This window comes from Exiguobacterium sp. s146, from assembly GCF_018618415.1.
GTDB lineage: Bacteria > Bacillota > Bacilli > Exiguobacteriales > Exiguobacteriaceae > Exiguobacterium.
Window position 1 is genome coordinate 813744 of record NZ_JACSMA010000001.1, and the last position, 12642, is coordinate 826385.

Genomic DNA, 12642 nt, shown 5'->3' on the forward strand with positions numbered 1-12642 from the left:
TCATAATATTAACACTATACTGAAAGTGGTTATACCATTCATTACAGGGGAGGCGAATCTTTAGCGATGGAAAAATTGAAAGCGTTATCAGGGGAGCATCAATTGGCGTCGTATGAAGATGCTTGTCAGTCGTTCGAGTGGACACAAGCAGAAGCATTATTTTCTTGGAATTTGACGGGGAACGTAAACATGGCGTACGAAGCAATTGACCGTCACGCAGAAGGTGAACTCGCCACGAAGCTGGCGTTGCTCTATTTCGATGGGGAACGAGAAGAGCGCTACACGTACGAGGATATGAAACGAGAAAGCAATCGGGCCGGAAACGTTCTGAAATCGGTTGGAGTGGAGAAAGGCGACCGCGTCTTCATCTTCATGCCGCGGAGTCCAGAACTTTATTTTATTTTGCTCGGTACACTCAAGCTCGGGGCGATTGTCGGTCCGTTGTTCGAAGCGTTCATGGAGCAAGCCGTCCACGACCGTCTGCTTGACTCGGAGGCGAAAGTCATCGTGACGACCGAGGCGCTCTTGCCGCGGATCCCGGTTGATCAACTCCCGCACTTGGAGACGATTTTAATCGTCGGGGACGGGGTAGAAGAGACCGGTAAAATCATCGACTACCGCAAATTGGCGGGTGAAGCATCGACCGACCTCGACATCACGTGGGTCGACCGCGAAGACGGCATGATCTTACACTATACGTCAGGCTCGACCGGGAAGCCGAAAGGCGTCTTGCACGTCCATAACGCCATGGTGCAACACTTGATGACCGGCAAATGGGTGCTCGACTTGCAACCGGACGACATTTACTGGTGCACGGCCGACCCAGGCTGGGTGACGGGTACGAGCTATGGGATTTTCGCACCGTTCTTGAACGGGGCGACGAACGTGATCGTCGGGGGACGATTCAATCCTGAGTTCTGGTATTCGGTCATCGAACGGTTCGGTGTCACGGTCTGGTACAGCGCGCCGACCGCGTTTCGGATGCTCATGGGCGCCGGGGAAGAGGCGTTCGAGAAGTACGATTTATCGTCACTCCGCCATATCCTTTCGGTCGGTGAACCGCTCAACCCGGAAGTTATTCGTTGGGGGAACGAATCGTTCGGGTTACGGATTCATGATACGTGGTGGATGACGGAAACCGGCGCGATGATGATTTGCAACTATCCGACGATGGATATCAAACCGGGATCGATGGGCAAAGCCATCCCGGGTTGTGAGGCGGCCATCTTGGATGACCGCGGTCAACCGCTCCCGCCGCACCGGATGGGCAACTTGGCACTTAAGACGCCATGGCCGTCGATGATGCGGAAGATTTGGAAGAACGACGCCAAGTATGAAAGCTATTTCTGGGGCGACTGGTACGTCTCGGGTGACTCGGCGTATATGGACGAGGACGGTTACTTCTGGTTCCAAGGTCGCGTCGATGACGTCATTATGACGGCCGGAGAGCGGGTCGGACCGTTCGAAGTCGAGAGTCGTCTCGTCGAGCATCCGGCTGTCGCCGAGGCCGGGGTCATCGGAAAACCGGACCCAGTCCGCGGCGAGATCATCAAGGCGTTCATCGCGCTCCGGAAAGGCTATGAGCCGTCGGATGAGTTGAAAACAGAGATTCAAAAGTTCGTCAAAGAAGGTCTCGCGGCTCACGCGGCTCCGCGTGAAATCGAGTTCAAAGACAAGTTGCCGAAAACGCGAAGCGGGAAAATCATGCGTCGCGTCTTGAAAGCATGGGAATTGAACCTCGAGACAGGTGACTTATCGACAATGGAAGATTGAACGACAAAAGGTCGACACGCGATGTGTCGACCTTTCTTGTCGGATTAGGCGCCGTCTGCAGCTTCGGCGTCTTCTTTCTTCTTGTCTTCCTCAGCCTTTTTCTCAGCCTCGGCTTTCTTCTTTGCTTCTTCTTCAGCTTTCTTTTTGTCAGCTTCCGCTTTTTTCTTCGCGTCGGCTTCCGCTTTCGCTTTTGCGTCAGCAGCTGCTTTTTCCTTCGCAGCAGCGTCCGCTTCTTGTTTCTCTTCTTCAGCCTCTTGTTTCTTCTCTTCGGCTTCTTCTTTCTTCTTAGCTTCTTCTTCGGCTTTCTTCTTCGCTTCCTCTTCCTTCTTCTTCTCTTCGACTTTTTTCTTCTCGGAGAATGAGCCAGAGTCTTTAAAGTCAGCGGCAGTGACGCTAGAAGGTTGGGTAAAGCGTGCACCCGTGTTGAAGATTTCTGGATTATCGGCGAATACGCGGTTGGCCGTTTGTGACCAAATACGTTGTGTCCGTTGATAATACTGACCGACCTCATAGCTGTTTTGCATCTCACCGAATTGTGAGTCAAAACCAGACCACACGGCGAGCGTGACGTTCGGGTTCGATCCGACCAAATACGAGTCACGTCGTTCGTTCGTCGTTCCAGATTTACCCATCCAATCGCCAGGGACGTTTAAGAGCGACTTGGCATACGTCGCTGTTCCTGACGTATAGACGTCACGCAACATGTCGATGACGAGATAAGACGTACGGTCGGAATAGATGCGTGTTTTCTTTGCTTTTTTCTCAAAGATTGCTTCACCGTTATATTCAATGCGCTCGATGAAGTATGGCTCGACATGTTCGCCGTAGTTTGCGAGCATCGCATAAGATGCAGCCAAGTTGACCGGGCTGACTTCTCCGACGCCTAGAGCCATCGATGATGCATTTCGGTTCGCTTCCGACACTTCGATGCCCATATCGACGAGTTTTTGCGTATCGGCAGGTTTTTGATTCCGTTCTTCATAAATCTTAACGGCAGGAACGTTGAGGGAACGCTTCAATGCCTCGCGAGCCGTCACCGGACCGTTATGTGTTCGGCTCTCATTCAAAACTTCTTTTTTATCTTGACCAGGACCGGTGAAGCGATAGAAATATTTTTCATCTAAAATGACCGTCTCAGGTGTGATCATTCGAGCTTCAATCGCGTTTGCATACACTAAGATTGGCTTGGCTGTCGATCCTATTTGACGCTCCATTCGCATGGCGCGGTTTACTTCATCGGTCTTGCCGTTAATATAACGACCACCGACAAAACCAAGGATGCGCCCTGTTTTGTTTTCAATCATGATTGATGCCGTCTGTTCAGGCAATGTCCGATCTTCTTCTTTGATGTATTGATCTTTATCAAAGTTATTGGCATTTTTAGCCGGTTGTTGCATCGCCTCATGAACTTTTTTGTCGAGCGTCATATGAATCTTGAATCCACCCTGACGTAACATGTTGTGTGCACGTTTGGCATAAGTTGACCGGATGGTATTTTGTTCTTCCGTTTTTAAATCTGCCAAGACGATGCCATCCTGTTCAAGCAAGTAGTTCGTGACGATTTGTCGGGCTTGTAATTCAGCTTCTTGCACGACATATGGATAGCGGTCACGCGGCTTCGATTGTGTCTTCATGAAGTCTTTTGTGATGTCGTAGTTGTATGCGGCGTCATATTCCTCTTTTGTGATCTTCTTGGCCACGTACATCCGGTTGAGTACCGTCTTCATCCGGTTGATGGCCGGTGCCACGTCCTCTTTGATGACACCGCCTTGGTAGTACGGTGTGTACAAGAACGGGTTTTTCGGAATCCCGGCGAGGAAAGCAGCTTGTGGCAACGTCAACTTCTCAGCCGATGTGTTGAAGACACCGCGAGCGGCCGCTTCAATCCCTGAGATGTTGCGTCCCATCGAGTTTCGTCCGAATGAGACGACGTTCAAGTACGCGTTCAAGATCTCATCTTTGTTCATTGCTTTCTCGAGGCGAAGGGCGAGTAAAATTTCTTTCGCTTTTCGTTCGAACGACACCTCGTTCGTCAGCATTTGGTTCTTGATGAGCTGTTGGGTGAGCGTTGAACCACCGGTCCGATCTTCAGACCCGGTTGCTTCTTGTAAGATGGCGCGAAGCGTCGCTTTTGGGACGACACCATCGTGTTCGTAAAACTCGACGTCCTCTGTGGCAAGTAACGCGTCAACGACGAACGGAGAGACTTTATCGACGGCGACGGGAACCCGTACTTCATCCGTCGTATAGTTTCCGATTCGTTCACCGCTTCCAAAATAAATGTCAGAAGTCGATGAGTACGTGTTGATTTGTGACGTCATCGTCTTATATGCAGGTGCCGGCATATCCTTGACGAGAGAAGCGAAATAACCCGCTCCAATCCCAGCGCCTAAAAATCCAATGAGAACGACCGATATAATCGTTAGGAGTAGGACGTTCCACGACACATCGTAAAATACATTGGCATAACGGCGGGCTTTCAAGGACTTAGGTTGGTTCCATATGTCTCGAATCTTTTGCAGCATGACAGCCTCCTTAATATGGTGTAAAACTATTTTGGACAGTAATATATACGATTATAGCACAACTCGTTGCCGACCTTCCTCCCAATCCACTGTCGGATGCAAGTTTCCATCTTCCAGTTGACAATTTGGAAATGGAACTTATAAAATGTAAAGCATAGTCCATAAACAAAGACGCGATGAAGAGAGCGAAGTAGTCGACTGACCGCTTGTCCAGAAAGCTAGTGGGTGCTGTGAACTAGCCAATGTCAATCGATGAATTACACTTTTGGAGCGTGCCGTTCGGCCGGGTCGAGACCGTTATCTCTCGCTACAAGTGGCCACGACTGTGGCAATTAGGGTGGTACCGCGGAATCTCCGTCCCTTCTCATATGAGAAGGGACGTTTTTTATGTCAATTGAAGGAGTGGAACAGATGGAATTATTGAAGGATTTAGAATTTCGAGGTCTCGTCAACCAAATGACGGACGAAGCAGGGTTAGCTGAACAACTTAAAAAACCGACGGCATTATACACGGGATTCGACCCGACGGCGGACTCGCTCCATATCGGGCATTTGCTTCCGATTTTAACGCTCAAACGTTTCCAGGAAGCAGGACACCACGTCATCGCTCTCGTCGGTGGGGCGACCGGGATGATCGGCGACCCGTCTGGTCGTTCGGACGAGCGTTCACTCAATACGCTCGATACGGTCAAAGAATTCTCGGATCGCATCAAAGACCAATTGAGCCGTTTCCTTCCGCTCGAAGGCGAGAACCCAATCTCGATTCGTAACAACTACGAGTGGACGGCTGAATTGTCGATTATCGACTTTTTGCGTGATATCGGGAAACACTTCCCAATCAGCTACATGCTCGCCAAAGACTCGGTCGACTCGCGTTTGGAGAACGGGATCTCGTACACGGAATTCTCATACATGCTGTTGCAATCGTTCGACTTCTTGAAGTTGTACGAAAACGAGAACTGCCGCCTTCAAGTCGGCGGTAGCGACCAGTGGGGCAACATCACGGCCGGTCTCGAACTGATCCGCCGATTCGGCCACTCGGAGAAGGCGTTCGGGTTGACGGTACCGCTCGTGACGAAGTCGGACGGGCAGAAGTTCGGGAAGACGGCCGGTGGCGCAGTCTGGCTCGATGCCGATAAGACGACGCCGTACGAGTTTTACCAGTTCTGGATTAACGTCGACGACGCTGACGTCATCAAGTTCATCAAATACTTTACGTTCATGTCGCACGAAGACATCTTGGCGCTCGAAGCAGAAGTGTCCGCTGCACCTGAGAAGCGTGCCGCCCAACGTCGCCTCGCCGAAGAGATGACGAAACTCGTCCATGGAGAAGCGGGTCTCGATCAAGCGCAACGCATCACGACTGCCTTCTTCAGCGGCGACTTGCAGACGCTCAAGCCAGAAGATATGGATGCCGCATTCAAAGGCATGCCACAGTTCGAGCTCGACGGCGAGCGTAACCTCGTCGACCTTCTCGTCGAAGCGAAGATTGCACCATCGAAACGTCAAGCCCGTGAAGATGTTCAAAACGGGGCGATTTACTTGAACGGCGAGCGGGAGCAGTCGCTCGATAAGACGGTGACACGCGCCGATACGCTCGGTGAGTTCACGATTATCCGTCGAGGTAAGAAAAAATACTTCGTGATTCGTCACGTCTGATGCATCCGTCCATGTCCGCTAATGTTGCGAACATGGACGTTTTTTTCTGACGCAACATCGATTCGGTCTGCTACGATAGCAAGTATAGACGACAAGGAGGCAAACGTATGGATATCGAAGAGTTTTTTGGCGAGCAGTTCCATCAATGGCGGGAGCGGTTCCGATACTATGAGATGGCGATCACCGAGCTCGAGAGCGATCTCGGCATCATTGACCTCGACTGGCAGACGCGCCTCGGTTATTCGCCGATTGAACACGTCAAGACGCGGATGAAGACGTTGCCGTCCATCATTCGGAAAATGAATCAAAAAGGGCTCCCCCTCGAAGTGGAAGCGCTGTGGGACAATATATCTGACGTCGCCGGGGTGAGAATCGTCACGAGTTTTCGTGATGACATCTATGCCATCCTTGATCATTTGAAGAAACGAGACGATTTACAGATTGATGAGATTAAGGATTATATTGAACATCCGAAACCGAGCGGCTATCGGAGCCTGCATCTCATCGTCCGGACGAAAGTGTATTTGGCGGAACACGTCATCTGGGTACCGACCGAGATTCAAATCCGCACGCTTGCCATGGACTTTTGGGCGGCAACAGAACATAAACTTCATTATAAGTATCAACACGTCGTCCCAGAGGCGTCGAAACTTGAGTTGATTGAGGCGGCGAAGATGGCGGACGCGCTCGATACCCAAATGGGTCGGATTCGCGAACAAATATTAATGAAATAAAAAATCCCCTTTCCTGCCGAGGCAGGGAAGGGGATAAAAGCATTAACGTGAGTAGTACTCGACGATGAGTTGCTCTTTGATTTGGTCGTTGAGCTCAGCGCGCTCAGGAAGACGTACGAATGTACCTTCGAGCTTCTCAGCATCGAATGTAACGTAGTCTTTTGTAGCTGGTGCTACTTCGAGAGCTTCAGCGATCGCTTTGAAGTTTTTAGACTTCTCACGAACTGAGATGACTTGACCTGGTTTTACACGGTAAGACGCGATGTCTACACGTGAACCGTCAACTTGGATGTGACCGTGGTTGACAAGTTGGCGCGCTCCACGACGTGTGCGAGCGAGACCCATGCGGTAAACGAGGTTGTCAAGGCGTGACTCGAGCAAGAACATGAAGTTCTCACCGTGGATACCTTGCATTTTCCCAGCATCATTGAAGATGCGACGGAATTGCTTCTCGTTGATTCCGTACATGTGACGGAGTGCTTGCTTCGCTTGAAGCTGAAGACCGTATTCAGAGATTTTACGACGACCATTTCCGTGTTGACCTGGTGCGTAAGGACGTTTTGCTAATTCTTTACCCGTTTCGCTAAGCGAGATGCCTAAGCGACGCGAGAGTTTCCAAGCTGGACCTGTGTAACGAGCCATGTTGGACTCCTCCTTGTTGTTCATGTATTTTGCACAAAAGAACAACGGTGTCAAAGACGGGTGACGCCCCTTTCTAGGTTCAAGCACCTTCACTTGATAGCGAAGCTACGAGATGCTCCTCCGACTGAGTCGAGGCCCGAAAGGTGGATACGTCTGTCAATGACTGCTATCGTCATTTCATGCACAAAAATCAGTATACGACGAAACGATTCGCTTGTCAATCAGATGAAGCGAAGTAATGTCTGGCAAAATTGCTCGAGCCCATGACGGTCGATGTCTGAGAAACGATCGAACTCTGGGCTGTCGATATCGAGGACGCCAATCGTCTTGCCGTCGCGAACGAGCGGGACAACGATTTCTGAGTTAGAAGCCGCATCACAAGCGATGTGGCCCGGGAATTGATGGACGTCTGCGATGAGTTGTGTCTCTTGCGTCGAGGCTGCCGTGCCGCAGACACCTTTGCCGAACGCGATATGGACACAAGCCGGAAGGCCTTGGAACGGTCCGAGGATGAGGGCGTCTTCTCCCTCAGTTAAATAGAAGCCGACCCAGTTGATGCGGTCGAGGAACTGGTTGAGCAAGGCGCTCGCGTTCGATAAGTTGGCGACACGGTTCGTCTCACCTTCTAAAAGTGCTGCCAGCTGTTTATTGAGCAGGTCATAACCAGCGGCCAAGTCGCCAGTGTAAGTCGTTGTTTGGAACATGTGATTTTCCTCCTATTAATGAATGAAAGATGAATTAGCATTATGGTACACGCATTTTTTCGGTTTGTCTTCTCAAAAGATTCGTGTGAAAAATAACATTCTCTCCCTAAACCGTTGGAAAACCTATGCAAATCATTGGTTCTATAATATGATTAGTATTATCTATACTCATAAAATACTTCATTTATTCATTCAGATACATAAGTCCATGAAAGCGGCTTGGAGGTTGTGACAGAGATGGATTACGGAATCTACGGAATTTTAATTGGAATCATTGTCATCGCATTAGGGGCCATGCTGGGAAGCATGCTCGTACGAAGGAATTTTTACCAGAAAATTGATGATTTAGACATGCGTAAACAAAGTGTGCTCAGCGCCAGTGTGCCGGCCGAACTGCAAAAGTTCAAGCAGTGGCCGATGGAAGGCGAGACGAAAGAGAAGTTCGAACGATGGCACCAGTCCTGGGACGAACTCGTCAGCGTACATACGGGGCAAATCGATGAGGCACTCTATCATGCCGAAGAAGATTTGGACAAATATCGCTTCCTTAAAGTGAAATCCGATTTGAACGCGACGGAACAGTTGATTGAAGAGCTCGAGGCGATGGTACACGCCATGCTCGACGAGATGGATGAATTCAATCAGCACCATTCGTCGCTCCTCGATATCGTCAAAAAAGACGAGAAAGAGTTGTATCAATTCCGGAAGACGCTCGTCGCCCAAAACAGCGCGTTCGGTCCGACGTATGAGCTCGTCGAGTCTGAAATCGCGGCAGCGGAAGCGAAGCGGACAGAGATGATCACGTTGAAGCAAGAAGGACAAGTATCTGAGGCGTATCTCGCCGGTCAAGCCTTGTCTGAGAAAGTGACGAAGATTCGTGAACTCGTCGGTGTCATCCCGCAGTTCGTGCGCACGGTGCAAATCGACTTGAAACAACAGCTCAACCAGTTGCGTTCAGGTCATAAAGAGATGCAAATGGACGGCTACGCGCTTGAGCCGCTCGGTTTAATGGAAGAGATCGAGCAAGCTGAAGATCGTCGTTCCGCGCTCATGGATCGCATCGAACAACTCGACTTCGATCATTTCGAGATGGATATGCAACAACTCAGCTCGGACATCGACCAGCTGTTCGAAGCGTTCCGGACCGAAGTCGATGCACGTCAATACGTGAAAAAAGAATTCGCGACCGTGAAAGAACGTGACCGCCAAACGAGTGAAGTGATGGCTCGTCTCCATCAAGAGATGTCCCGCCTGGTCAGCAACTACGAGATTAACGCCCGTGTCGGCGAAGAGTTTGAACAGCTCGAACGTGAGCGCGCGACGCTCACAGCGAACGTGCTCGACATCGAACAGGCGCTCGTCGCCCAGATGATCCCGTTCAGCATGATCAAATCGAAAGTACAAGAAGCGAAGCGTTCGCTCGATCAGTTCAGTGCGATGCATGAGCGGTTCATCGAGAACACGAACTCCCTTCGTAAAGAAGAGCTCGAAGTCCGCAACAAACTCGATTCATGGAAGCGCGAACTGTCGGCCCATCGCCGTCTGCTCGCGAAGAGCGCCATGCCGGTCGTCCCGACCGATTTGACGAGCGATATGCGCCAATTACAAAAAGGCGTACAATCGTTGGACGAACAGTTCGAGAAGGCACCGTTCAATATGACGTATATCGTCGGCCTTAGCCACGACGTCGAAGAGACGATGGACAACTTCAGGGACCGGGTCAAAGCACTTTTGCGCCAAGTCACGTATGCCGAACAGCTCCTGCAGTATGCGAACCGCTATCGCCGTCGCGACAACGAGGTGCATATCGCCTTGACGCTCGCCGAGAACAAGTTCTTGCATGGGGAGTATGGGACGGCCGTCGAGATCGGTGAACGTGTCCTCGGGCGCTTCGATGAAGGGGCGGCCCGTGAAATTCGCCAACGTGTCGAAAAAGGATTGGAACAGCAAGAGCTATTACGAAAATAATGATGCATGAAGATTGACGTAAACGGGAATTAACGTGTACGTCAATCTTTTTTGAATCGAGGAGGAATTTTGTGATGGGAACGCTATGGGTTAACGGAAAGATTTATACGATGAATAAAGAGCATGAACAGGCGCGCGCCATGTACGTCGAGCACGGCCGGATTTTGAAGATGGGGGAAGAAGGCCACCTTCGTCGTACATACGCCGGGAGAATCAAAGACATTGTGAATCTAGAAGGGAAGAGCGTCTATCCGGCGTTCACCGACTCGCACATCCATTTGATCGGGTACGGGGAAGCGCTCGACCGAATCGATGCGACCGAGACGACAGATTTGCAAGCGCTGCTCGAATCGATGAAGCAAAAGGACGGAAACGACGACTGGATCGTCGCGGAAGGGTTCAATGACCGTCTGCTCGGCGAGATGCCGACGCGCGAGATGATTGATGCCGTCATCCCGGACCGTCCCGTCGTGTTGAAGCGGGTCTGTCGCCACGTCGCCGTCGTCAACTCGAAAGGATTGGAGCGGCTCGGATTGATTCATCACACCGTCATCGAAGGCGGGAAGCTCGGACGCGATGCGGACGGCAAGTTGAACGGGGTGCTGTACGATGCAGCGCTCGACCTGCTCCACAAAGAGCTGGGCGGGAATCGCGAGAAAAACGTCGCCTCGCTCCACCGGGCCATCGACTCGTTGTTCGCACACGGCATCGTCAACGCCCATACAGAAGACCTGTTTTATCACGGCGACCCACTCGAGACGATTCAAGCGTATGAAAACGTGTTGGCGGACCTCCCGTTCCACGCGCATCTGCTCGTCCATGAACAAGTCGTCGACACGTTGATTCGTCACGATGCGCTCGTCAAGCGTCCGCGGTTTGATTTTGGGGCGATGAAACTGTTCGTCGACGGTTCGTTCGGTGGACGGACGGCACTCTTGTCCGAACCGTACACGGATGATCCGGCACAGCGAGGAATCGAGGTCCATCGCCCGGACCATCTCGAGGCACTCGTTAAAAAGGCGCGGTCATACGGGATGAACGTGGCGGCCCACGTGATCGGGGATGCGGCGGCCGAACAGTTTATCACGCTGCTCGAGAAATATCCGGCCAAGCGCGGGACGCGGGATCGCATCATCCACGCCTCACTCTTGAACGACTCGCTCTTGAAACGGATTCAAGCGCTTCCGGTGTTAATCGATGCCCAACCGATTTTCTTGTCGGACGACATGAACTTATTGTTTGACCGGCTCGGCAACGACCGCGTCGATGACGCGTATCGCTTCAAATCGATGCTCGATACGGGCGCGCTCGTCCTTGGAGGCAGTGACGCCCCGATTTCTACCGTCGATGTGCGCAAAGGGTTGTATGCGGCGGTCACGCGTCAGTCGTTTGAAGAGTCTGGCGCGCTCAACCCGCCCGAACGCCTATCGATGTACGAGGCACTCCGCAGCTTCACGTATGCGCCACGTGTCGCCACGGGCACACACGGACGCGACGGTTTGTTGATTCAAAGCTATAACGCGACGTTCACGGTATGGGAAGAGGACTTCTTCGACCTGCGTGGACGCGACATCCTCGACAATCGACTCGTCATGACGGTCGTCGAGGGGACGCCGGTATATGAAGCCGACGTCGTCAACGCATAAGAAAAGGCTAGCCGTCCACGAGGGACGGCTAGCCTTTTATCGTTTAGAAAAATGAACGCTGGACTTTGTGCCAGAACGAGTTGTTTTTCAGTTTGACCGTCTTGACGACCTGATCGGACAGTTCGATATCGATGCGGTCCGTGTATTTCAAGCTGAGCGCTTCGTTGTCCATGCCGATAATCGGATAGTCGTTCCCATCCTCGACGATGCGGAGCGAGAGTTTACGCGAGTCGTGCACGATGAAGGACGAGCCGAGCGTACGGTAGCGGTTGTTGTTCACCGAGGCGATCTCGCTCACTTGCATACATGGGATGAGCGGGTCGACGATGGCGCCGTCGAGTGATTTGTTATACGCTGTCGAACCAGTCGGTGTCGAAACGACCATGCCGTCGCCGCGGAACGTCTCGAAATGGAGATCGTCGATATACACTTCGATGGCGAGCGATTTGATGATACTCGACTTGATCGAGGCTTCGTTCAAGCAAAGCATTGGCGTCGATTCATTGATGGACGCCGACAAGAGCGGGTATTTCCGCACCTCGAGACCAGCTTCGATGCGGGCGCTGTTGTCCGAGAACAAGCGATCGACTTCGTCGAGCTTATGTATATCGAAGTCGCAGTAAAACTCGTTCAAGCCGCGGCCGAACCCGACATAGATGGCATTTTGACGGAATCCCGTATAGCGCACGGCCTGCAAGAACGCGCCATCTCCCCCGATGGCGACGATGATGTTGGCGTCTTCCGGACGATTGACGACGTTGAAGCCGTATTTCTCACCGATCTCGGTTAATTTCTTTACTTCTTTAGTAAAGTCGTTGACGTTACGATGGTACAAATAAACGTTGTTTCTCATCCTAGTCATCCCCTTTGTCAATTGAGTCTCTTTCATTATACAGCGTTTTAGACGCTCGATATAGGGAAAATCACAATCAGGCCGTCTGAGGCAGGATGCTTGTCATCAAGACGGCGCCATCGCTATGATGAAGAAGTA

At 51.5% G+C, this 12642-nt stretch carries 9 protein-coding genes and 1 other annotated feature; of the genes, 5 read left to right on the top strand and 4 right to left on the bottom strand.

Features of this window, described 5'->3' with window-relative positions; all coding sequences use genetic code 11:
* The first annotated feature begins 66 nt into the window (after positions 1-66).
* Positions 67-1773 (top strand): acetate--CoA ligase, encoded by a 1707-nt coding sequence (gene acsA / locus KNP83_RS04225; protein WP_214760822.1) that lies wholly within the window; start codon positions 67-69, stop codon positions 1771-1773.
* A 44-nt stretch (positions 1774-1817) separates the two neighbouring features.
* Here acsA and KNP83_RS04230 read toward each other — a convergent pair whose 3' ends face one another.
* On the bottom strand, positions 1818-4298 hold the full coding sequence (locus KNP83_RS04230) for a transglycosylase domain-containing protein (RefSeq protein WP_214760823.1): 2481 nt from the start codon (positions 4296-4298) through the stop codon (positions 1818-1820).
* A gap of 167 nt (positions 4299-4465) precedes the next feature.
* Positions 4466-4663, top strand: a binding site (T-box leader).
* Positions 4664-4709: 46 nt separating this feature from the next.
* Here KNP83_RS04230 and tyrS point away from each other — a divergent pair.
* On the top strand, positions 4710-5957 hold the full coding sequence (tyrS, locus tag KNP83_RS04235) for a tyrosine--tRNA ligase (RefSeq protein ID WP_214760825.1): 1248 nt from the start codon (positions 4710-4712) through the stop codon (positions 5955-5957).
* A gap of 107 nt (positions 5958-6064) precedes the next feature.
* Complete coding sequence (locus KNP83_RS04240; protein WP_214760827.1) at positions 6065-6691, top strand: GTP pyrophosphokinase; 627 nt, start codon at positions 6065-6067, stop codon at positions 6689-6691.
* Between the two features lie 42 nt (positions 6692-6733).
* Here KNP83_RS04240 and rpsD read toward each other — a convergent pair whose 3' ends face one another.
* Both rpsD and KNP83_RS04250 read right to left on the bottom strand, forming a co-directional pair.
* Positions 6734-7333, bottom strand: a complete 600-nt coding sequence (gene rpsD, locus KNP83_RS04245; protein WP_029595169.1) for a 30S ribosomal protein S4 — start codon at positions 7331-7333, stop codon at positions 6734-6736.
* 221 nt (positions 7334-7554) lie between these two features.
* A complete protein-coding gene (locus KNP83_RS04250) occupies positions 7555-8037 on the bottom strand; it encodes a GAF domain-containing protein (RefSeq protein WP_214760830.1) in 483 nt (160 codons plus the stop codon).
* A 237-nt stretch (positions 8038-8274) separates the two neighbouring features.
* Between KNP83_RS04250 and ezrA the strand changes: the two genes are divergently transcribed.
* Both ezrA and KNP83_RS04260 read left to right on the top strand, forming a co-directional pair.
* Complete coding sequence (gene ezrA / locus KNP83_RS04255; protein ID WP_214760832.1) at positions 8275-10005, top strand: septation ring formation regulator EzrA; 1731 nt, start codon at positions 8275-8277, stop codon at positions 10003-10005.
* 74 nt (positions 10006-10079) lie between these two features.
* On the top strand, positions 10080-11651 hold the full coding sequence (locus KNP83_RS04260; RefSeq protein WP_214760834.1) for an amidohydrolase: 1572 nt from the start codon (positions 10080-10082) through the stop codon (positions 11649-11651).
* A gap of 43 nt (positions 11652-11694) precedes the next feature.
* Here KNP83_RS04260 and KNP83_RS04265 read toward each other — a convergent pair whose 3' ends face one another.
* Positions 11695-12513, bottom strand: a complete 819-nt coding sequence (locus KNP83_RS04265; RefSeq protein ID WP_214760836.1) for an NAD kinase — start codon at positions 12511-12513, stop codon at positions 11695-11697.
* Between the last annotated feature and the right edge of the window lie 129 nt (positions 12514-12642).